This window comes from Qipengyuania triglochinis (assembly GCF_054655615.1).
The window spans coordinates 437550-457962 of record NZ_BAAHND010000001.1 but is presented as its reverse complement, the minus strand read 5'-3'; the positions used below and the strand labels follow the sequence as shown (position 1 = coordinate 457962).

The 20413-nt window shown below is 56.4% G+C and carries 21 protein-coding genes; 2 read left to right on the top strand and 19 right to left on the bottom strand.

The annotated features are described in order from the left end of the window. Window positions 1-2: 2 nt before the first annotated feature. The 18 genes from ACYQ0G_RS02315 to ndhC all read right to left on the bottom strand — a co-directional run bounded on the left by ACYQ0G_RS02315 (window position 3) and on the right by ndhC (window position 16959). The gene (locus ACYQ0G_RS02315) at window positions 3-725 is read right to left on the bottom strand and encodes a biotin--[acetyl-CoA-carboxylase] ligase (protein WP_460098827.1); all 723 of its coding nucleotides are present in this window, start codon (window positions 723-725) and stop codon (window positions 3-5) included. Next, window positions 722-2176: an NADH-quinone oxidoreductase subunit NuoN gene (gene nuoN / locus ACYQ0G_RS02310; RefSeq protein ID WP_460098825.1), complete on the bottom strand. Its 1455-nt coding sequence runs from the start codon at window positions 2174-2176 to the stop codon at window positions 722-724. The genes ACYQ0G_RS02315 and nuoN overlap by 4 nt, the downstream gene beginning before the upstream one ends. Beyond that, a complete protein-coding gene (locus ACYQ0G_RS02305) occupies window positions 2176-3735 on the bottom strand; it encodes an NADH-quinone oxidoreductase subunit M (RefSeq protein ID WP_460098823.1) in 1560 nt (519 codons plus the stop codon). The genes nuoN and ACYQ0G_RS02305 overlap by 1 nt, the downstream gene beginning before the upstream one ends. Further along, a complete protein-coding gene (gene nuoL, locus ACYQ0G_RS02300) occupies window positions 3735-5798 on the bottom strand; it encodes an NADH-quinone oxidoreductase subunit L (RefSeq protein ID WP_460098820.1) in 2064 nt (687 codons plus the stop codon). The genes ACYQ0G_RS02305 and nuoL overlap by 1 nt, the downstream gene beginning before the upstream one ends. A gap of 6 nt (window positions 5799-5804) precedes the next feature. After that, window positions 5805-6110: an NADH-quinone oxidoreductase subunit NuoK gene (gene nuoK / locus ACYQ0G_RS02295; RefSeq protein WP_460098817.1), complete on the bottom strand. Its 306-nt coding sequence runs from the start codon at window positions 6108-6110 to the stop codon at window positions 5805-5807. Further along, window positions 6107-6727, bottom strand: coding sequence for an NADH-quinone oxidoreductase subunit J (locus ACYQ0G_RS02290; protein ID WP_460098814.1), 621 nt, complete (start codon window positions 6725-6727; stop codon window positions 6107-6109). Before ACYQ0G_RS02290 ends, nuoK begins: the two co-directional genes overlap by 4 nt. A gap of 27 nt (window positions 6728-6754) precedes the next feature. Then, window positions 6755-7240 carry an NADH-quinone oxidoreductase subunit NuoI gene (nuoI, locus tag ACYQ0G_RS02285; protein WP_221541644.1) on the bottom strand — a complete coding sequence of 162 codons (486 nt, stop codon included), beginning with the start codon at window positions 7238-7240 and terminating at the stop codon, window positions 6755-6757. Beyond that, complete coding sequence (gene nuoH, locus ACYQ0G_RS02280; RefSeq protein ID WP_460098812.1) at window positions 7237-8292, bottom strand: NADH-quinone oxidoreductase subunit NuoH; 1056 nt, start codon at window positions 8290-8292, stop codon at window positions 7237-7239. Before nuoH ends, nuoI begins: the two co-directional genes overlap by 4 nt. Continuing rightward, the gene (gene nuoG / locus ACYQ0G_RS02275) at window positions 8289-10277 is read right to left on the bottom strand and encodes an NADH-quinone oxidoreductase subunit NuoG (RefSeq protein ID WP_460098809.1); all 1989 of its coding nucleotides are present in this window, start codon (window positions 10275-10277) and stop codon (window positions 8289-8291) included. Before nuoG ends, nuoH begins: the two co-directional genes overlap by 4 nt. A gap of 68 nt (window positions 10278-10345) precedes the next feature. Then, the gene (locus ACYQ0G_RS02270) at window positions 10346-11071 is read right to left on the bottom strand and encodes a hypothetical protein (RefSeq protein ID WP_460098806.1); all 726 of its coding nucleotides are present in this window, start codon (window positions 11069-11071) and stop codon (window positions 10346-10348) included. A 154-nt stretch (window positions 11072-11225) separates the two neighbouring features. Beyond that, window positions 11226-12518 carry an NADH-quinone oxidoreductase subunit NuoF gene (nuoF, locus tag ACYQ0G_RS02265; RefSeq protein ID WP_460098803.1) on the bottom strand — a complete coding sequence of 431 codons (1293 nt, stop codon included), beginning with the start codon at window positions 12516-12518 and terminating at the stop codon, window positions 11226-11228. Continuing rightward, window positions 12518-12661, bottom strand: coding sequence for a hypothetical protein (locus ACYQ0G_RS02260; protein WP_460098801.1), 144 nt, complete (start codon window positions 12659-12661; stop codon window positions 12518-12520). The genes nuoF and ACYQ0G_RS02260 overlap by 1 nt, the downstream gene beginning before the upstream one ends. Beyond that, window positions 12661-13329 (bottom strand): NADH-quinone oxidoreductase subunit NuoE, encoded by a 669-nt coding sequence (gene nuoE / locus ACYQ0G_RS02255; RefSeq protein ID WP_460098798.1) that lies wholly within the window; start codon window positions 13327-13329, stop codon window positions 12661-12663. The genes ACYQ0G_RS02260 and nuoE overlap by 1 nt, the downstream gene beginning before the upstream one ends. Then, a complete protein-coding gene (locus ACYQ0G_RS02250; protein WP_460098796.1) occupies window positions 13329-14546 on the bottom strand; it encodes an NADH-quinone oxidoreductase subunit D in 1218 nt (405 codons plus the stop codon). Before ACYQ0G_RS02250 ends, nuoE begins: the two co-directional genes overlap by 1 nt. Then, the gene (locus ACYQ0G_RS02245; protein WP_460098794.1) at window positions 14543-15088 is read right to left on the bottom strand and encodes a hypothetical protein; all 546 of its coding nucleotides are present in this window, start codon (window positions 15086-15088) and stop codon (window positions 14543-14545) included. The genes ACYQ0G_RS02250 and ACYQ0G_RS02245 overlap by 4 nt, the downstream gene beginning before the upstream one ends. Then, entirely contained in the window at window positions 15085-15990 is a 906-nt protein-coding gene (locus ACYQ0G_RS02240) for an NADH-quinone oxidoreductase subunit C (RefSeq protein WP_460098791.1), read from the bottom strand. The genes ACYQ0G_RS02245 and ACYQ0G_RS02240 overlap by 4 nt, the downstream gene beginning before the upstream one ends. A gap of 11 nt (window positions 15991-16001) precedes the next feature. After that, window positions 16002-16568, bottom strand: a complete 567-nt coding sequence (locus ACYQ0G_RS02235; protein ID WP_460100586.1) for a NuoB/complex I 20 kDa subunit family protein — start codon at window positions 16566-16568, stop codon at window positions 16002-16004. Window positions 16569-16584: 16 nt separating this feature from the next. After that, window positions 16585-16959, bottom strand: a complete 375-nt coding sequence (ndhC, locus tag ACYQ0G_RS02230; RefSeq protein ID WP_460098788.1) for an NADH-quinone oxidoreductase subunit A — start codon at window positions 16957-16959, stop codon at window positions 16585-16587. A 168-nt stretch (window positions 16960-17127) separates the two neighbouring features. Between ndhC and ACYQ0G_RS02225 the strand changes: the two genes are divergently transcribed. Next, a complete protein-coding gene (locus tag ACYQ0G_RS02225; protein WP_460098785.1) occupies window positions 17128-17610 on the top strand; it encodes a YbjN domain-containing protein in 483 nt (160 codons plus the stop codon). Window positions 17611-17673: 63 nt separating this feature from the next. Here the strand turns inward: ACYQ0G_RS02225 and ACYQ0G_RS02220 are convergent, their stop codons facing one another. Continuing rightward, complete coding sequence (locus ACYQ0G_RS02220) at window positions 17674-19086, bottom strand: coniferyl aldehyde dehydrogenase (RefSeq protein WP_479685288.1); 1413 nt, start codon at window positions 19084-19086, stop codon at window positions 17674-17676. Window positions 19087-19168: 82 nt separating this feature from the next. On the opposite strand from ACYQ0G_RS02220, the gene ACYQ0G_RS02215 reads away from it, so the two are divergent. Further along, window positions 19169-20365 carry a thiolase family protein gene (locus ACYQ0G_RS02215; protein WP_460098782.1) on the top strand — a complete coding sequence of 399 codons (1197 nt, stop codon included), beginning with the start codon at window positions 19169-19171 and terminating at the stop codon, window positions 20363-20365. Window positions 20366-20413 lie beyond the last annotated feature (48 nt).

The following is a 20413-nucleotide window of genomic DNA, read 5'->3' as shown; positions in this document are numbered from 1 at the left end:
ATTCAGCTCTCCTCATCAGCGAGCATAACGTCGCCTGCATGAATGACACGCTCTTCGCCACCGGCCAAGCGTAAGCGTAAGGCTCCACTTTCGGTCAGCCCTGCGAATGCACCCTTTAGAGCAGCTTCGCCCGGCGGATGTATCGTCAGTTCGGCGCTTGGCGGATGCGCGACACTTTCCCAGCGACGCACGAGTGGCTCCAAACCATAGCTACGCCACCGATCGACCTCGCGAGCGAAATTGTTGGCAAGTGATCGCGCAAACAAATCCCGATCGGGAGCCGGGCCAAATTTCGACAGGGCAACCGTTCTGCGGTCGGGCAGGTCCGGAGCGACTCCGAGATTGACTCCGATACCGATAACAATCGTATCGCTCTCCCGCTCAAGGAGTATGCCGGCCAGTTTGGCGCCTCCCAGAAGGAGATCGTTAGGCCACTTCAATATTAGATCTGCGCGACCAGAGATCAGAGGATGAACCGTTTCATAGAGAGCCAGTGCCGACACCAGCGCTAAAGTTGCTGGCGCCGGATCTCGATCGTGCACACGCACAATCGTCGAACCCATGAAGTTCCCTAGACCGTCGAACCATGCGCGCCCTTGCCGCCCTCGCCCCGACGTCTGCCGGTCAGCAATGAGCCAGTGGCCTTCGCGGACGATCTCTCCAGTCCGGACAGCGGAAGCGAGATCGGCGTTGGTACTCCCGGTTTCTGGAACTGTCCGGATCAAATCTGAAAGAACAGCGCCTGAGCCGCCGTATTGGCCAAATTACCGAGCCATGGGGTGAGCAAATACCCGAGGGGCGAAATTACGAGCACGCTCAGTCCGATGACGACCCAGTGTGACATCGGAGCAAAGGCGGGCTTTCCGCCCTTCGGTTCGTCGAAGAACATCACCTTCACAAACTTGATGTAATAGAACGCCCCGATAACACTGGCCGCAATACCGATCGCCGCGAGTGCGATCATGTCGGCCTGTACGGCAGCCTGGAAAACTACGAATTTTCCCCAGAACCCGAACAGAGGTGGGATGCCGGCTAAACTGAACATCAAAGCTAGCAAGCACCACGCAAGTGCCGGGCTTGTTGTCGATAGGCCAGAGATATCGTCGAAGGTGGTTAGAGCATTACCCTCTGCATCCCGAAGCATGAGCAACGCTGTGAAGCTACCGATTGTCATGAAGACATAAATGAAGAGGTAGACCAACACGCCAGACACACCTTCAGGGGTCGCAGCGGCAAGACCGATGAGTATGAAACCCACGTTGTTGATTGAAGAATAGGCGAGCAGGCGCTTCAGATTTGCTTGTCCGATCGCTCCCAAAGCGCCGACCACGATCGATGCGAGAGCCGCGAAAATAACAATCTGTTGCCACGCTTCGATCTGGCCTCCGAAAGGACCCGTAACCATTCGAACCAACATCGCGACAGCTGCCACCTTGGGTGCGCTTGCAAAGAAGGCTGTAACCGGAGTAGGCGCGCCTTCATACACATCGGGAGTCCACATGTGGAACGGCACCGCGGCGATTTTGAAGGCGAGTCCAGCAAGTACGAAGACTACGCCAAACATCGCGCCGGTCGAAAAGTCGAGAGCGAAGGCAGCTCTGATACCCTCGTAATTTGTCGTGCCGGAAAAGCCGTATACCAGGCTCACTCCGTACAAGATGATACCTGAAGCGAGACCGCCCAACACGAAGTATTTTAGACCCGCTTCACTCGATTTTTCGTTGCTACGTGCAAAGCTCGCCAGGACGTAAGAGGAGAGGCTCGACATCTCGAGGCCAATATAAAGCGTCATCAAGTCAGTCGCTGACACCATCATGCCCATGCCGACGGCGTTGAAGAGCATCAGAACAGGATATTCACCGCGATACTGGCCACGAGCATCGAAGTAACGTGGAGCTACGATGAGGCAGGCAATAGTTGCAATGTAGACAAGGCTCTTGGCGAAGACTGCAAATCCATCAGCAAGGAAAAGCCCACCAAAAGCTAGACCCGGTGCCCCTTGATCGAACAACGAAATGTTGAAGAACAGGGCACCGAAGAGAGCGGCAACTGCTGCTACGGTGATTGCACGTGCGGCTTTTTCGCCGGTCCAAGCCGTCACCAGCAGGAGGATGAGGCCCGCCAGCGAAAGACCGATCTCTGCTCCGGTCAAGTAAAGAGAGGTGGAGTAGGACATCAGTGTGAGCCCTCCCCTTCATGGCCTTCTTCGGCATGGATAGGAGCTACGTAATTCGCCGCCTGTTCACGCGGGGCACCCACAACCAGCGGGCTATCATAACGGGGTGCAACGCTGGCGAGGCGTGTTTCGAGGGCGACGATGTCCTGACGCATGGGGGCAAGGAAACTTTCGGGATATATGCCCATCCACAGCACCGCGGCTGCGATCGGGGCTAGCATGGCCCATTCACGGGCATTGAGATCGGTCATTGCGGCGGCATCGGCGTTCTTCTGCTCCCCAAATGCTACACGTCGGTAGAGGTAAAGCATGTAGGCGGCGCCAAGTATAATGCCCGTGGTGCAGACCAGCGTCACGAATGTTGAAACCTCGTAGATACCCGCCAGTGCAAGAAACTCGCCTACAAAGTTGCTTGTGCCCGGCAAGCCAACGCTCGCCATGGTGAAGAGCAAGAAGAACAATGCGTACTTCGGCATGTTCATGCTTAAGCCGCCGTACCGCGCGATTTCCCGCGTGTGCAGCCGATCGTAGATTACGCCCACACAGAGGAATAAGGCACCCGATACGAGCCCATGGCCAAGCATGACCATCATCGCGCCCTCAAGTCCCTGAACATTGAATGCGAAAAGGCCGACAGTCACAATCGCCATATGAGCGACAGACGAATAAGCGATCAGCTTCTTCATGTCCGCCTGCACCAGTGCAACCAGTGACGTGTAGACGACCGCTATCATGGAAAGAGCGAAGACCAACCAGGCCAAGTCTGCACTTGCATCGGGGAACATCGGCAGACTGAAGCGGATAAACCCGTAGCCCCCGAGTTTGAGCAAGACGCCCGCGAGGATGACAGAACCGGCAGTTGGTGCTTGGACATGGGCATCCGGAAGCCACGTATGGACTGGCCACATCGGCATCTTCACCGCGAAGCTCGCAAAGAAGGCGAGCCACAGCCAGAACTGCGCATCCGCCGGGAAATCATATTGCATTAATGCAGGAATTTCGGTCGTCCCTGCATCGTTGACCATCCAGAGCATGGCGATCAGCATCAAAACGGAGCCGAGCAGCGTATAGAGGAAGAACTTGTACGAAGCGTAAATGCGATTATCACCGCCCCAGACACCGATGATGAGATACATCGGAATGAGGCCTGCCTCGAAGAAGATATAAAATAGGAAGATGTCCTGAGCGGCGAAGACGCCGATCATCAGCATCTCCATCAGCAGAAACGCTGCCATATATTCGCCAACGCGCTTTTGGATCGAGTCCCAGCTCGCCAGAATGCAGATAGGCATCAGGAAAACACTGAGCATGATCAGCATCAGTGCAATACCATCGATGCCAAGGGCGTACTGAAAACCTGCGAAGAGCTGGGCCCGCTCCGTGAACTGCCACTGCGCTCCACCAATATCGTAATTGAGCCAAAGCAGTATGCCGAGCGCAAGGTCGATCAGAGTTGCGACAAGCGCAACCATGCGCGCCGTAGAGGCGTTGAGAAACAGGCAGGCGACGGCCGCGACGAGCGGCACAGCGAGCATGATCGAGAGGATGGGAAACTCCATCAGAACAGTACCCAGGTGATGGCGGCGACAAGCCCGAGGAGCATCACCAGCGCGTAACTATAAAGATATCCGGTCTGGAACCGCTTGGCTCCGACTGAGCCCTTCTCGATAACCCAGGCCACACCGTTCGGACCGAAGCGATCGATAGTTCCCATATCGCCGAGCTTCCAGAACTGACGTCCAAGCCAGAATGCGGGAACCACAAACAGGTAGTGGTAAAGTTCGTCAAAGTACCACTTGTTGTAGAAGAACCGATAAACCGGACCAAGCTGTTCGGCAGCCTTGCCGGGAACAGATGTGTCCTTGATGTAGCCAAGCCACGCTACGAACAGACCGATAAGCATCACGATGAATGCTGCGTACTTCACGAGGTACGGTACATTGTGCATTCGGTGAATGAGGTCCTCGTTGTAGAAGATTGCCCCGTTCCAGAAAGCCTCGCTGTCGAGGAAGGTCGGTGCAAAGATTTGGCCAGCTAGAATTGCACCAAGCGAGAGGACACCCAGCGGGATCAGCATACTGATCGGGCTTTCGTGCGGATGATAGCCTGCTGTACCAGCTTCGTAATGTTCCGAGGGCACGTGATGCTTTGCATCGTGACCGGCATCTTCCTGGATCGGAGGGTTATGCTCTTCCGGTTCGTCATGTCCGTGATGAACCGCATGCTGGATATGCTCGCTATCAGCCCACCGCGGTTTGCCCCAGAAGGTCAGGAACATGAGGCGCCAGCTATAAAAACTCGTCAGCAGGGCAGCGAGCGTTCCCATCCAGAAAGCAAAGTTGCCAAGATCCGTGCCGCGCCCATAGGCGCCCTCCAAAATCGCATCTTTCGACCAGAAACCGGCAAAACCCGCCCCGAGATGATAGATGCCGACCCCGGTGATGGCGAGTGTCCCGAACAGCATCGCCCAGAACGTCAGCGGGATATGCTTACGCAGCGCACCATAATACCGCATGTCCTGTTCGTGATGCATGGCGTGAATGACAGATCCTGCACCAAGGAACAGCAACGCCTTGAAAAAAGCATGCGTGAACAAATGGAACATGGCCGCGCCATATGCGCCCACACCTGCTGCAAAGAACATATAACCCAGTTGCGAGCAGGTGGAATAGGCGATGACGCGCTTGATGTCCCACTGCGTCGTACCGACCGTTGCGGCAAAGATGCAGGTTGCTGCACCAATGAAGGTCACCATCCCAAGCGCGACCGGGGCCGTCTCGAACATCGGTGACAGACGACAAACCATGAATACGCCCGCTGTCACCATGGTGGCAGCGTGGATCAAGGCAGAAACCGGCGTCGGTCCCTCCATCGCATCCGGCAGCCAGGTGTGCAGGCCGAGCTGAGCCGACTTACCCATGGCACCGATGAAAAGAAGGACACACAGTACGTCCATAGTGTGAACGCGCAGGCCGAGGAAGCCGATCGTCGCGCCGCTCATACCAGGCGCGGCAGCAAGAATTTCGGGGATCGAAACCGTTCCGAACACCCAGAAAGTTCCGAAGATACCAAGCATGAACCCAAGGTCCCCGACCCTGTTCACTACGAACGCCTTCATGGCTGCAGCGTTGGCACTCGGCTTCTTGAACCAGAAACCGATCAACAGATAGCTAGCAAGGCCGACCCCTTCCCATCCGAAGAACATCTGGACGAGGTTGTCGGCCGTAACCAGCATGAGCATGGCGAAGGTGAACAGCGAGAGGTAGGCGAAGAACCGCGGCTGATCCGGGTCCTCATCCATGTAGCCCCAACTGTAGAGATGCACGAGCGCGGAGACCGTCGTGATCACAACAAGCATGATGGCAGTCAGAGTGTCGACACGAAGCGCCCAATCGAACGCGAGATCGCCGGATTGCATCCAGGTCAGCACCGGTACGACGGTTGCTTCTGCGCTGCCACTTACGAAGCCGAGGAATATGGGCCAGCTCAGAATACATGCAACGAACAGAGCGCCAGTCGTGATTGCCTTGGCGAAAACGCTGGGCGCCCCCTTGTTGACAAGTCCGGCAACGATTGCCGCGAGCAATGGGAGAAAGACGATGAAAAGAATGGAGGTCTGCACGGATGCTTATCCCTTCATCCGGTTGGCATCGTCGACCGCGATGGTGCCGCGGCCTCGGAAGTAAATCACGAGAATGGCTAGGCCGATGGCCGCCTCGCCAGCTGCGACGGTGAGGACGAACATGGCGAAGACCTGCCCCACGAGATCACCCAGAAACGCGCTGAAAGCGACGAGATTGAGGTTCACGGCCAAAAGGATGAGCTCGATTGCCATCAAGATGACGATGATGTTCTTCCGGTTCAGAAAAATTCCAAGCACGCCGAGCACGAACAGGATCGCGCTGACGATGACATAATGTTCGACGCCGATCACAGTTCGATCCCCTCGCCCACTGTGGGCTGCTTCATGACAGTAGCTTCTTCCGGGTTACGCCGAACCTGCTTACCAATGTCCTGATGGCCGCGTTTGCTCTTCGGCGGACGATGGGTCAGCACGATTGCGCCAATCATGGCAACGAGCAGAATGATGCCGGCGGCTTCAAACAGGAACAGATATCTAGAGTAAAGCAACGCGCCGATTGCGCCGGTATTGCTACCAATCAAAGCAGGGGCATCGCTTGCTACTGACGTACCAAGCTCAATCGCGCCAACCCGATACGCGCTCAGGCCCAAAACGAGTTCGGCGAGCAGGATAAGCGCAATTACGATACCAAGCGGGAAATTCTTTACGAACCCGGCCCTTAAGGCGGCGACGTCGATATCGAGCATCATAACGACGAAAAGGAACAGGACCGCGACAGCGCCGACGTAGACAATGACTAGCAGCATCGCGATAAATTCAGCGCCTACCAGGACCATCAGTCCGGCAGCGTTGAAGAAAGCCAAGATGAGCCAGAGCACGGAATGCACGGGATTGCGGGCCGTGATCACCATCACGGCCGATGCGATCACAAGCACCGCGAACAAGTAAAAGGCGATAGTCTGTATCATGATGCCCCGGATTCGTTTGCGGCGCGGTTAGCGGTAGGGTGCGTCGGCTTCAAGGTTCGCGGCTATGGCCCGCTCCCACTTGTCACCATTCGCGAGCAGTTTGGCTTTGTCGTAAAGCAATTCCTCGCGCGTTTCGGTCGCGTATTCAAAATTCGGTCCCTCGACGATTGCATCCACCGGACACGCTTCCTGACAGAAGCCGCAGTAGATGCACTTCGTCATGTCGATATCGTACCGCGTGGTTCGGCGGCTCCCATCCTCGCGAGGCTCACTCTCGATCGTGATGGCCTGAGCGGGGCACACTGCTTCGCAAAGTTTGCAGGCGATGCAGCGCTCTTCACCGTTAGGGTAGCGGCGCAGCGCATGCTCACCCCGAAAACGAGGCGAGAGCGGGTTCTTTTCGAATGGATAATTGATCGTCACCTTGGGCTTGAAGAAATACTTCAACGTAAGGGCATGAGCCTTCACGAACTCCCAGAGAGTGAACGATTTTACGAGTTGCGCGACGCTCATGCGGCGGCTCCGTAGTGGCCGGTGGCCATGAGCCAACCGGAAATAAGAACGACGAACAGCAGGCTGATCGGCAGGAATACTTTCCAGCCAAGCCGCATAAGTTGGTCATAACGATAACGCGGCACTGTGGCCATGACCCAGCTGAACATGAAGAAGAAGAAAAATGCCTTGAGCAGAAGCCAGACGATACCAGGCACGTAATAAAGCGGCGCCCAGTCGATCGGAGGCAGCCATCCGCCGAAAAATAGCAGAGCATTCAGCATGCACATCAGGAGGATGTTGGCATATTCGCCGAGCCAGAACAGCGCGAAGCTCATTGAGCTGTATTCGGTTTGATACCCTGCAACAAGCTCACTTTCAGCTTCGGTAAGGTCGAAGGGGACACGCTGGGTTTCTGCTAGGCTGGAGATGAAGAACATCACCCACATCGGGAACAAGAGCAGGTTGAAGAAATAACCATTCACAATGCCGAAACCGTGGCCCTTTTGCGCAAGGACTATCTCGTTCAGATTAAATGTCCCGGCGTACAGAATGACGCAAACCAAGATGAAGCCGATCGAGACTTCGTAGCTAATCATTTGGGCTGCTGCGCGCATGGCGGAGAAGAAAGGATATTTGGAATTCGACGCCCAGCCCGCCATAACCACGCCGTAAACCGAAAGCGAACTGATCGCGAGGATATAGAGCAGCCCCACATTAATGTTGGCGAGCACGGCCGTTGCGCTGAATGGAATTACTGCCCAAGCCGCAAGTGCCACCGTGAATGTGACAATCGGAGCCAGGATGAAGATGCCTTTGTTAGCGGCACTCGGAATGATGGTTTCCTGGAGGAAAACCTTCAGACCATCGGCGAAGCTCTGCAGCAAACCGAAAGGCCCGACTACGTTCGGACCACGACGCAAGTTGATCGCAGCCCATACCTTGCGGTCCACGTAGATAATCATCGCCACAGCCAGCATCAGCGGCAGCGCAATCAGCAGGATCCCAGCGATGGTGGCAATGCCCCACGCCCATTCGTAGTTCATACCAAGCGATTGGAAGAAATCAGTCATTCCGCTGCCTCCGCCAGTTCGCCGCCGTGAAGCAGTTCTGCTGAGCAGCGCTGCATGACTTCGCTGGCGCGGGCGATCGGGTTCGTAAGGTAGAAGTCCTGGATCGGATAGGCGCTCATCGTGCCTTCGGCCTTTGCCGCACCATCCGCCTTAGGTAACTCACCGAAATCGACGAGACCCTCCTCGCCAAGCGACGGAACTTCCTTAATCATTGCAGCCTGCAGTTGCGAAAAGCTGTCGAAGCCGACCTCGACGCCAAGCGCGTCGGCAAGCGCGCGGAGGATAGTCCAATCTTCACGTGCGTCTCCCGGTGCGAAGACGGCTTTCTCGGCAAATTGCACCCGACCTTCGGTGTTGACGTAGGTCCCGTCCTTCTCGGCATAGCTGGCGCCGGGCAGAATGATATCGGCAGCATGGGCGCCCTTGTCACCGTGATGGCCAATATAGACCTTCAACGCATCGGCGAAGAGCTCGAAATTCATCTCATCGGCACCAAGGCTGATCACTAGCTTGGGCTTAGCCTTGACGATATCTGCCATACCGCCCTTCTGCGCGAAGCCGAGCATCAATCCACCCATCCGCGCAGCCGAGAAATGCAGGACGTTGAAATCCGCGCCGAAATCAATCGCGAGGGCCAGCGCCTTGCCATGCGCGCCCTTGAGCGCGCCACCGCCAACGATGACCGCGGAGCGATCCGTACCCCCAAAAGCTTCGGAGACATTGCCGGGCAGATCGTTTAGCACGCCGAGATCGGTGCCCAGGAACTCCGCCGGATAGGTCGTGTCCCAATGCGGACCGACGACAAAAACCTTGGCACCGCGCTTCACTGCCTTGCGGATGCGCACGTTAACCAGCGGTGCTTCCCAGCGAATATGACTACCGACAATCAGAATTGCGTTCGCGTGCTCAAGCCCTTCGAAGGTGGAGTTGAAATTCACCGCCGCGAGGTTCGACACGTCGTAATCCATGCCGGTCTGGCGGCCTTCGATTAGCGACGAGCCACAGGCTCTCAACAGCGCCTTGGCGGCGAACATCGTCTCACAATCGACAATATCACCAGCAATGGCGGCGATATCCTTACCTGGTTTGGCCTTAGCGATGGCTTTAAAAGCCTCGTCCCAAGTGGCTGGCTTTAGCCCTCCCTTCTTCCGCATGAAAACCTTGTCGAGGCGACGCTTTGAAAGACCATCGACCATGTAGCGGCCCTTGTCGGACAACCACTCTTCATTGACTGCGTCGTTCACTCGCGGAAGCGCGCGCATAACTTCGCGACCACGACTGTCGAGACGAATATTCGCGCCGACAGCATCGGAAACATCGATGCTGAGCGTCTTCTTCAGTTCCCAAGGACGGGCCTCAAAGGCGTAGGGGCGCGAAGTCAGCGCACCGACCGGGCATAAATCTATCACGTTCGCCGAAAGCTCATGCTCGGCAGCCTGCTCTAGATATGTTGTGATCTGCATGTCTTCGCCACGACCGACAGCACCGATTTCGTCCACGCCGGCAATTTCTTCGCTGAAGCGCACGCATCGGGTACAGTGGATACACCGCGTCATGATCGTTTTGATCAGCGGACCCATGTATTTTTCGGTTACTGCGCGCTTGTTTTCTTCGTAGCGGGTCGCCCCGCGGCCATAGGCCACCGACTGGTCCTGCAGATCGCATTCACCGCCCTGATCGCAAATCGGACAATCCAGCGGATGGTTGATGAGGAGAAACTCCATCACCCCTTCGCGCGCGGTCTTAACCATATCGCTGTCCGTGCGAATTTCTTGCCCGTCCGTGGCCGGGAGCGCACAACTCGCCTGCGGCTTGGGGGGGCCAGGCTTCACCTCGACCAAGCACATGCGGCAATTGCCGGCAATCGAGAGCCGCTCATGATAGCAGAAACGCGGAATTTCCTTGCCCGCAAGCTCGCAAGCCTGAAGGACGGTAGCGCCCTCCGGAACCTCGATTTCCTGACCGTCTACGGTGACTTTAGGCATTGTTACGATTTAGCTTCCGATTGACGTAAAATTACTAGAAAGATTCGAGCGTAGGTAAGCCATGGAGGCTAAATTCCATGTTTCCATTGATACAAACTCGTGGCGAGCAGCGCCCTCTGTTCAACCTCCGGGAGATCGACAGGCTCACTTACTCCGCACTGAGGAGTAGAGCCGTAAAGGTTGGCGAGCTCCGCTTTTTCATTTTCAGATCCCGGCTTAGTTTGCAGATAGCGCAGGGTCATTTGTGGGGAATGCGCCGACAGACAGCGACTTAGGCCTTCTAGAGAAGTTATCTTACCATTTTCAAGGTAGAAATCTGGAGTCACCGCTCGATTATCGACCTTGAGTTTTTCATCGCCCAGAAGCTGCTCTGCCAAAGCTGCATTAACTACATACATTGGGACACCGTCTGCTCCAGAGACGAGGCAGTTCCGATATTTCTTGGTCAATACATTGCTAAGGTTTTGATACTGAGGGTCGTTTGTCAACGGTCCGCCGAACAGCTCGTTCGCCTTGCCTTTGCTGCGACGGACAACGCAGGACACCATCGCCTTAGCACCAGCGTAGTTACGATTTTTCGGATTATCGCGGTCTAGGCTCTCAAGCTCCAATTGTTTTTGGAAAACATTAGAGATCGTCAACCTAGTTGTGTTCTGTCCTTCGCGGCCAGAGCTAACGCGGCTCTCGTTGGGAGCCTGAGATGTCTGAGCAATAGCTGTAGATGGGCTTAGTCCACCAGCGAGCAGTGCAATACCAGCTGCAAACGAGGAAACTCGAAATTTAGCTTGGGTCATTTTTATCTCCACATTCAGCTGATTGACGAATTACTTTCCGATTAATTGCGAACCGGCTTTGCTCTGTAATATCTCTTAGTTCTTTGCGTTATAGGCTTTCTTAAAATCAAATTATTAGTCCCGCCCAATTGGCTAGTGACAACTATAAAATGCCCTATTCGGCTGCCTCTGCGAAATTGGCGTTGTGTTCTTCGATCCGGCGCTCCAACTCTGGCCGGAAATGGCGAATAAGGCCTTGTATAGGCCACGCTGCGGCATCGCCGAGTGCACAGATCGTATGACCTTCTACCTGCTTAGTGACTTGCTGCAGCATGTCGATTTCCTCGATCGCTGCATCGCCGGTTCGCAGCCGTTCCATCATGCGCCACATCCACCCCGTGCCTTCGCGACAGGGGGTGCACTGGCCGCAGCTTTCATGCTTGTAGAAAAAGCTGATGCGGCTGATCGCCCGGACGATGTCAGTCGACTTGTCCATCACGATAACGCCTGCGGTTCCCAGGCCGGAACCTAGTTCCTTCAGCCCGTCGAAATCCATGGGGGCATCCCAAATTTGCTCGGCAGGCACCAGAGGAACAGACGAACCGCCGGGGATCACGGCGAGGAGATTGTCCTTGCCGCCGCGAATTCCGCCGCAATGCTTTTCGATCAGCTCGCTGAAGGGGATACTCAGTGCCTCTTCGACCACGCAAGGTTTGTTCACATGGCCCGAGATCTGAAAGAGCTTGGTGCCCTTGTTGTTCTCGCGCCCGAAGCTGCTGAACCAGCTCGCACCACGGCGAAGGATGGTCGGAACGACGGCAATCGATTCAACGTTGTTGACCGTGGTCGGGCAACCATAGAGACCTGCACCGGCAGGGAACGGCGGCTTGAGGCGGGGCTGTCCCTTCTTGCCTTCCAAGCTTTCGATCATCGCAGTTTCTTCGCCGCAAATATAGGCGCCTGCACCGCGATGCAGGAACACGTCGAAATCATAGCCCGACTTCGAAGCGTTTTTGCCGATCAGACCGGCATCATAGGCTTCTTCGATAGCAGCCTGCAGCGTCTCGGCTTCCCGGATATATTCGCCGCGGATGTAGATGTAAGCTGCCCTCGCCCGCATCGCATAACCGGCGAGCAGCGCGCCTTCGATAAGTTTGTGCGGATCATGCCGGATAATCTCGCGGTCTTTGCAAGAGCCCGGTTCGGATTCATCGGCATTGATAACAAGGAAGCTGGGACGACCGTCCTTGGATTCCTCCGGCATAAAAGACCATTTTAGCCCCGTCGGGAAGCCCGCGCCTCCGCGTCCCCGCAGACCCGAAGCTTTCATCTCTTCAATTATGTTGTCGTGCCCGCGTGCGATCAGCGATTTGGTATCGTCCCAGTCACCGCGCTGTTGCGCCGCCTTCAGGCCCCAATCCTGGAACCCATAAAGGTTCGTAAAGATGCGATCCTTATCGGCGAGCATCAGAAGCCTCCTCCGAAGACGACTAGTCCAGCAACGATCAGGATAGCGACCAGTGCGACCGTCTTGATGACACCCTTCAATACTTTCCACGCTATTATTACCGCGAGGATTGTAAGGATGATCGTGATAATCGAGCTATCCATCACCATTCGCTCCGGTAATCGTGGTTTTCATCTCTCATTGCTGTCAGCGTCGTCAGATCGCCAGCTGGCTCGCTGGTATGTCGGCCAGGTTCCTGCGTTCCGGTCTTCGGCTGGTCACCCTTCGCTAGTGCGTCCAGAATTGTGTCGAGACGCTCGGGCGTGAGATCTTCGTAATTGTCGTCATTGATCTGGACCATAGGCGCGGTTGCGCAATTGCCCATGCATTCGACTTCGGTGAGCGTCCAAAGGCCATCCTCGGATACATGGCCCTTTACCATGCCGCGCTTCTTGCAAGTTTCGAACAAGCCGTCAGATCCGCGAAGCATGCACGGCGTAGTGCCGCACACTTGCACGTGGTACTTACCAACCGGCTTCATATTATACATGAAGTAGAAGGTGGCGACTTCCAGTACGCGGATAACCGGTATATCGAGATAGTCGGCGACATATTCGATGACCGGTAGCGGGAGCCAGCCCTGCGTATTCGTCTCTTCGCCGACCTGACGCTGCGCGAGATCCAGCAGTGGCATCACCGCAGATTTCTGGCGGCCTTCGGGATAACGCGCAATCGCCTTGTCGGCGCGTGCACGATAGCTCTCTGTAAACTCGAAAGCGCCCCAGCGCTCACGCAGTTCAGGAGTATTGGGGGCGGGACTACGGTCAGCCATTAGCGGTCGCACTCCCCGAACACGACATCGATGGCGCCGAGAATGGCGGTGGCATCAGGCAGCATGTGGCCCTTCGACATAAAATCCATTGCTTGCAGGTGGCTGAAGGCCGTCGGACGGATCTTACAGCGGTAAGGCTTGTTGGACCCGTCGCTAACGAGGTAGACACCGAATTCACCTTTCGGGCTTTCGGTAGCAACGTAAACTTCACCTGCCGGTACGTGGAAGCCTTCGGTGTAGAGCTTGAAGTGATGGATAAGCGCTTCCATCGACTGCTTCATCTCCGCGCGCTTAGGCGGTGCGACCTTGCGGTCATCACTTGCGATCGGCCCGCCCGGCATTTGCGCCAGACACTGCTTCATAATTTTGGCGCTTTCGTAAACTTCCTTCACGCGCACAATGAAGCGGTCGTAACAATCGGAATTGGTGCCGACAGGAATGTCGAACTCCATCCGGTCGTAGACATCATAAGGCTGCGACTTTCGCAGATCCCAGGGGATGCCTGCAGCACGGATCATCGGACCAGAGAAGCCCCAGGCCACCGCATCGTCTTTGCTGACGACTGCGATATCGACATTACGCTGCTTGAAGATGCGATTGTCCATAACAAGGCTCATAGCATCGCCAAAGAGTTCGGGCAGGCGCGTATCGATCCACTCACCAATATCGACCAGAAGTTTTTCCGGTACATCCTGGTGAACGCCACCGGGGCGGAAATAAGCGCTGTGCATCCGCGCGCCCGATGCCCGCTCGAAGAAATTCATGCAATCTTCACGCAGTTCGAACACCCACAAGTTCGGGGTCATTGCGCCCACATCCATTACATGGGCGCCGATGTTGAGCATGTGGTTGCAGATGCGGGTAAGCTCCGCGAACAGAACACGCAGATACTGCGCGCGCTCGGGCACCTGGACATTGAGCAGCTTCTCGATTGCGAGAACGTAGCTGTATTCCTGCGCCAGCGGGCTGCAATAGTCGAGCCGGTCGAAATAAGGCAGCGCTTGAAGATACGTCTTGTGCTCGATCAGCTTCTCGGTGCCGCGATGCAAGAGGCCGACATGCGGGTCGATCCGCTCGATAATCTCACCGTCGAGCTCCATCACCATACGAAGCACACCATGGGCCGCCGGATGCTGAGGGCCGAAGTTGATCGTGTAATTGGTGATCGTCTCGTCGCCGGTGGTCGGCGATTCCTCGATGTGCATTGCACTACTCATGCGCAGATCCAATTGCCGGAATATGTTGCAGTCTTACCGTCAGCCGATGTGACCGACAGGTTGGCCGGGCGCGCCTGCGCGCTGCCTTCGGCCGGAGCTACTTGAACAGCAACGCCATTGCCGGAGAAGCTCGTGCCGCTCCGGATGGCCGCTAGACCACCAGGTTTACCGTCGAGAAGGACGAGGCGGCCGCCCACGCGAATCACTGCCTTGCCTGGCAAGGTCGGTTCGTTGAGGCCGGATGCGATGAGAATCTCGCGGTTGCCATCCATAAAGGTGCAGCCCCCATCACGCGGACCGAAATCTACCCCACCGATATCGGCCAATTGATCGAGTTGGGTGACGTCCGCACCTTGAGGAGCTGCGGCCTCTACCGTGTTCGGCTGTTCAGCTCGCTCCGCAGGGTCGATTGCAACAGGATTGCCATCCTTCTGACCGATCCGGCTGGCAAAATCATCGGCATTTTCCTGTTCACTGGCGGGCTGCGACGAACATGCCGCGAGAGCTAGCACGGTAATTGGAAGAAAGAGATGACGCATCATTCGCCCTTTTTCTTCTTTGCCGGCGCCTTCTTGGCGGCCGTCGGCTTCTTTTTAGCTGCTGCGCCCTTCTTTGGCTGGGTAGCTTTCGCTGTATCCGTTGTCTTGCCCTTGCGAGCTTTTCGCGCGGGCTGATCCTCGGTAGGCTTTGGTGGCGGAGCATCTTCCCCGCTGTCCTCTTCCGCCGGTGCGCCGGCGCTTACCTTGTCGGACGCCTTGTCGTCCGCCTCTTTGCCCGCGCCAGTGTCCGAAGGCTTCTCTGTGGTCTTCGGCTCATCCACCGGCGGCTGATCCGCCTTTTCATCGCCAGGAAGGACGTAATCCGCACCCTCCCAGGGACTCATGAAATCGAATTGACGCAAATCCTGCGCGAGCTCGACCGGTTCGTAAACTACCCGCTTCTCGTCTTCGGAATACCGAAGTTCGACATAGCCCGTAAGCGGGAAATCCTTGCGGAAGGGATGCCCTTCGAATCCGTAGTCGGTTAGGATACGGCGCAGGTCGGTATTTCCATCGAACAGCACACCGTACATGTCGAACACTTCACGTTCGAGCCAGCCAGCATTGGGCCACAAACCCGTCACCGTCGGTACGGGCGTGTCCTCACTGGCCGTGCACTTGACCATGATGCGATTGTTCTTGGTCAGGCTCAGAAGCATGTAGACGATTTCGAAACGCTCGGAACGTGATGGATAGTCCGCCCCAGCAATTTCCATCAGCTGCTGATAGCCATGCTCGTCGCGCAGAAGCCGTAAGGCGTCGGCGATGCCAGTACGATTTACGCGCAGAAGGAGCTCACCGTGCTCCTCGTGCGCTTCGACAAGGTGATCGCCGAGTGCTTGAGTGAGCGCACCCTTCAGCCCATCGATCTGTGTGAACCGGGGCGCGGAATGAAGTGTAGCCATTGCCTAAGCCCTTAACGTTCGATCGTACCCACGCGGCGGATTTTCCGCTGCAATTGCATCACGCCATACAGCAGAGCTTCGGCGGTCGGCGGGCAGCCGGGAACATAGATGTCGACCGGCACGATACGGTCACACCCGCGCACCACCGAATAACTGTAATGATAATAGCCACCACCATTGGCACAGCTGCCCATGGAGATAACATACTTCGGCTCCGACATCTGGTCGTACACCTTGCGCAGGGCCGGAGCCATCTTGTTGCACAGCGTGCCGGCAACAATCATCACGTCGCTCTGACGCGGGGAAGCGCGCGGGGCAACGCCAAAGCGCTCCATATCGTAACGCGGCATATTCACGTGAATCATCTCGACCGCGCAGCACGCGAGGCCGAACGTCATCCACCAGAGCGAGCCGGTTCGCGCCCACTGGAACAGATCTTCGGTAGAAGTGACAAGAAAGCCCTTGTCATTCACCTCGGTCTGAAGCGCGTTGAAATAATCTGCGTCCGGCTGACGCACCTCTCCGGCTTGCGCCGTAGGCTGAACCAGGGGATCGCGGCCGTGAGGGGAAGATGTCATTTGCTGGCTCATGCGATTACTCCCACTCCAGCGCGCCGACTTTCCACGCATAGGCGAAACCGATGATCAGTTCGGTAAGAAACACCATCATGGTGATCCAGCCCGGCCATCCGGTAAGATCGAGACTAACAGCCCAGGGAAAAAGGAATGCAGCTTCGAGATCGAAAATGATGAACAGGATCGCCACAAGGTAGAAGCGCACGTCAAACTGGCTGCGCGGATCCTCGAAAGCGGGGAAGCCGCATTCATATTCGCTGTATTTCTCTGCCGTCGGCTGATGTGCCCCCGTAAGGCGTGACACACCCATCGGCAGGAACACGAACAGGGCCGAAAGGCCCGCCGCGATAAACAGGAAAATCAGGATCGGAAGATATTGTTCGAGATCGACCACGTATGATTCCGTCTGGACTAGGTTTCGGGCCAGCCTCTAGGCCCCTCGCCCGCGTGGCGCAAGGGCTTGACCCCATGAGTTTCCCGCGATTTTCACAAGCTGCGTTGAACGGGTGTTAATACCTCCACGCGATTGGCAGCCCGAAATGAACTTGAAGGACAGTACCGAATGCTAAGACAAACCCTTTCCTGCACCGCGGTTATCGCATCGCTCTTTGCCGCGAATCCGCTATGCGCCGCCAACGTCACTGCCGATCTCGATCAGATTGCAGATGTCCTGCGCGAGAATGGGTATCAGGCAAAGCTGCAGGGCGAAGGCAAGGATCGTTCTATCAAAACGGGAATGGCCGGCTACAACTTCATCATCCTGCCGTTCAGTTGCGATGAAAACGGCGACGACTGCAAGTCTGTGCAGTTTTATACAGCCTTCGCTGCCGACACCGACCCGACTCTCGAAGAAATGAACAATTACGCCAGCGAAAACCGCTTCGGCAGGGTATATCTGGACCAGGATGGTGACCCGGCAATCGAAATGGACATCGATCTGGAAGCCGGCGGAATGTCGGAAGCGCTTTTCATGGACAATCTGGCCTATTGGGAAGCGATAATGGTGAACTTCGCGGAATTCGCCTTGGCCGATCGGGAAAAGTAAATTGGTGGGCAACTGGCCTGGCGTGATTTCCTCCGTCGGGCCAGTTGCAGAGGCCTGAAGCGCCTAGTTGGTCCCAGAACCATAAGGCGGCTTGAGACCACCAAGCTTCGCGATATCGATCTTCGGTTGGGTGTAGATGCTGCGTGCGTGGCTGAATTCACGGAACCCTTCGATACCGTGATAGCTGCCCATCCCGCTCGAGCCGATGCCGCCAAACGGCAAATCCTCCATGGATACGTGGAACACGACATCATTCACGGTCACGCCGCCGCTAATCGTTTGCGACAGCACACGCTCCCGCTCGCCACTGTCATTGCCGAAATAATAGAGGCCCAGCGGACGATCGTTTGCATTCACGTAATCGATCGCTTCATCGATATGGCCGTAGGTCTTCACCGGAAGAACCGGCCCGAAGATTTCCTCTTTCATAGCATCCATGTCGTCCGACACGCCCTTCAGGATGGTAAGCGGCATCTTGCGTGCGTTGCTGGATGAGAAATCTTCATTGGCAGGGTTCACTTCGATAACCTCGGCGCCTTTACCCCGTGCGTCGGCTACCATCCCCTGCAGGCGGTCGTAATGCCGGTCTGAAACGAGGCTTGCATAGTCTTCGTTTTCGAGAAGGCTGGGATACATATTCGCAGTAGCTTGCCAAATCCCGTGGATCACTTCGTCCTGGCGTCCTTCAGGAACATAAAGATAGTCAGGCGCGAGACATATCTGCCCGGCATTCATCATCTTTCCCAGCGCGATACGCTCTCCCGCCCTGGTGAAATCGGCGCTTTCGCCCAGCAAAACCGGGCTCTTCCCGCCAAGTTCCAAAGTCACCGGCACGAGGTTCTTGGCCGCCGATTCCATAACCTTGCGGCCGGTTGCGGTCGAACCAGTGAAGACCAGGTGATCGAAAGGCAATTCAGAAAACGCTGCGGCCACCTCGGCTCCGCCGGTGAACACAGCGCATTCGTCTGGCGAGAAATATTCTTCCACCAGCTCTTTCATCATGAGGCTGGTCTTCGGAGTGAACTCGCTAGGTTTTATCATAGCCCGATTACCCGCTGCAAAAACCTGCATCAATGGCCCGAAGGTGAGGTTAACGGGAAAATTCCACGGACTGAGAATTCCGATAACACCCTTGGGCTGATAGCGGACTTCCGCCTTTGCGCCGAGCAGGCCAAGCGGGAACTGGACATGTCGCCTCTGAGGTTTCGTCCACCCATCCACATGCTTCAGGCAATATTTGCCGAAATTCAAAGTGCTCGAAATATCGGTAATCATCGACTGTTTTGGTGATCGGTTTCCAAAGTCCGCGCTCATCACTTTCGCAAGATCATCTGCGTGATCCTTCAGCAGCTTGATCGCTCGCTCCAAGCGATCCTTCCGAGCTGACAGGGCTTCAGGCCGAGACCGCGTCGCAACCGCGCGCTGCTTACGCAACATGTCTTCCATCGCCATACGCTGGTCTGCAGCCATATCCATCACTCCCGCTTCGTGTTGCGCCGCTGCGACGCACATCCTATCTGCGCACGAGATATTTCAGACTAGAAGGACCAGCACAAGCATGCCCCAGTTCAGCGCAGCCGACCCCGTCGTCATTCTTTCATACGCCCGGACCCCGATGGGCAGCATGCAGGGCGCCCTCGCCGATGTTTCTGCCACCGAACTTGGCGCGACCGCGGTCAAGGCTGCAGTTGAGCGCTCTGGCGTTCCAGTCGAAAAATTCGACCGCACTTATATGGGCTGTGTGCTTCCTGCCGGTCTCGGCCAAGCGCCCGCCCGTCAGGCTTCGATCAAGGCTGGGTTGCCAAAATCCGTTCAAGCTACGACCGTCAACAAGGTTTGCGGCAGCGGAATGCAGACCGTCATCATGGGTGCGGAAGCGCTGGCCAGCGGCACGATCGACTACGTCGTGTCAGGCGGCATGGAAAGCATGACAAACGCGCCATACCTTTTGAAGAAGCACCGCAGCGGCGCGCGCTTCGGGCATGATACAGCCTACGATCACATGTTCCTCGACGGGCTGGAAGATGCCTACGAAGAAGGTCGGGCGATGGGTACCTTCGCCCAGGACACCGCCGATGAGTACCAGCTCACGCGCGAGCAGATGGATGATTATTCCATCGAGTCTCTCCGCCGGGCGAATGCGGCAATCGATAGCGGTGCCTTTGCCGACGAAATCGCCGCGGTGACCTTCACTACCCGCAAGGGCGAGGTGACGGTCGATACCGATGAAGCGCCTGGCCGTGGCAATCCTGACAAGATTCCCCAGCTTCGTCCGGCTTTCGCGAAAGACGGAACCATCACCGCCGCGACTTCTTCCTCGATCTCGGATGGTGCTGCAGCGCTCGTCCTCAGCCGTGAAAGCGTGGCGAAAGAAAACGGGCAGGAAGCTGTGGCCAAGATCGTGGCCATGGCCGCACACGCGCAGGAACCCTCCGAATTCACGGTCGCACCGATCGGCGCCATCGAGAAAGTTCTTTCCGAAGCGGGTTGGTCGGCCGACGATGTTGATCTTTGGGAAGTCAACGAGGCTTTTGCCTGCGTTGCGATGTTCGCAATGCGCGACATCGGCATTCCCCACGAAAAGATCAACGTGAACGGCGGCGGCACCGCGCTGGGTCATCCAATTGGCGCAAGCGGCGCGCGGATTATCGTCACTCTCCTCAATGCTCTCAAGCAGCAAGGTAAGAAGCGAGGCGTTGCGAGCCTGTGCATTGGTGGCGGTGAAGCGACCGCAGTCGCGCTGGAAATCCTCTGACACAGTCGGGACCCTCCCCGCACCGACGGCGTTGGTGCGGGAGAAGGG

What these genes read in the sequence shown, in the direction of transcription:
- nuoN (WP_460098825.1), bottom strand. Translation starts at nt 2,176, where the DNA reads ATGTCCTACTCCACCTCTCTTTACTTGACCGGAGCAGAGATCGGTCTT.
- ACYQ0G_RS02305 (WP_460098823.1), bottom strand. Translation starts at nt 3,735, where the DNA reads ATGGAGTTTCCCATCCTCTCGATCATGCTCGCTGTGCCGCTCGTCGCG.
- ACYQ0G_RS02290 (WP_460098814.1), bottom strand. Translation starts at nt 6,727, where the DNA reads ATGATACAGACTATCGCCTTTTACTTGTTCGCGGTGCTTGTGATCGCA.
- nuoI (WP_221541644.1), bottom strand. Translation starts at nt 7,240, where the DNA reads ATGAGCGTCGCGCAACTCGTAAAATCGTTCACTCTCTGGGAGTTCGTG.
- nuoH (WP_460098812.1), bottom strand. Translation starts at nt 8,292, where the DNA reads ATGACTGATTTCTTCCAATCGCTTGGTATGAACTACGAATGGGCGTGG.
- nuoG (WP_460098809.1), bottom strand. Translation starts at nt 10,277, where the DNA reads ATGCCTAAAGTCACCGTAGACGGTCAGGAAATCGAGGTTCCGGAGGGC.
- ACYQ0G_RS02270 (WP_460098806.1), bottom strand. Translation starts at nt 11,071, where the DNA reads ATGACCCAAGCTAAATTTCGAGTTTCCTCGTTTGCAGCTGGTATTGCA.
- nuoF (WP_460098803.1), bottom strand. Translation starts at nt 12,518, where the DNA reads ATGCTCGCCGATAAGGATCGCATCTTTACGAACCTTTATGGGTTCCAG.
- ACYQ0G_RS02260 (WP_460098801.1), bottom strand. Translation starts at nt 12,661, where the DNA reads ATGGATAGCTCGATTATCACGATCATCCTTACAATCCTCGCGGTAATA.
- nuoE (WP_460098798.1), bottom strand. Translation starts at nt 13,329, where the DNA reads ATGGCTGACCGTAGTCCCGCCCCCAATACTCCTGAACTGCGTGAGCGC.
- ACYQ0G_RS02250 (WP_460098796.1), bottom strand. Translation starts at nt 14,546, where the DNA reads ATGAGTAGTGCAATGCACATCGAGGAATCGCCGACCACCGGCGACGAG.
- ACYQ0G_RS02245 (WP_460098794.1), bottom strand. Translation starts at nt 15,088, where the DNA reads ATGATGCGTCATCTCTTTCTTCCAATTACCGTGCTAGCTCTCGCGGCA.
- ACYQ0G_RS02240 (WP_460098791.1), bottom strand. Translation starts at nt 15,990, where the DNA reads ATGGCTACACTTCATTCCGCGCCCCGGTTCACACAGATCGATGGGCTG.
- ACYQ0G_RS02235 (WP_460100586.1), bottom strand. Translation starts at nt 16,568, where the DNA reads ATGACATCTTCCCCTCACGGCCGCGATCCCCTGGTTCAGCCTACGGCG.
- ACYQ0G_RS02225 (WP_460098785.1), top strand. Translation starts at nt 17,128, where the DNA reads ATGCTAAGACAAACCCTTTCCTGCACCGCGGTTATCGCATCGCTCTTT.
- ACYQ0G_RS02220 (WP_479685288.1), bottom strand. Translation starts at nt 19,086, where the DNA reads ATGGATATGGCTGCAGACCAGCGTATGGCGATGGAAGACATGTTGCGT.
- ACYQ0G_RS02215 (WP_460098782.1), top strand. Translation starts at nt 19,169, where the DNA reads ATGCCCCAGTTCAGCGCAGCCGACCCCGTCGTCATTCTTTCATACGCC.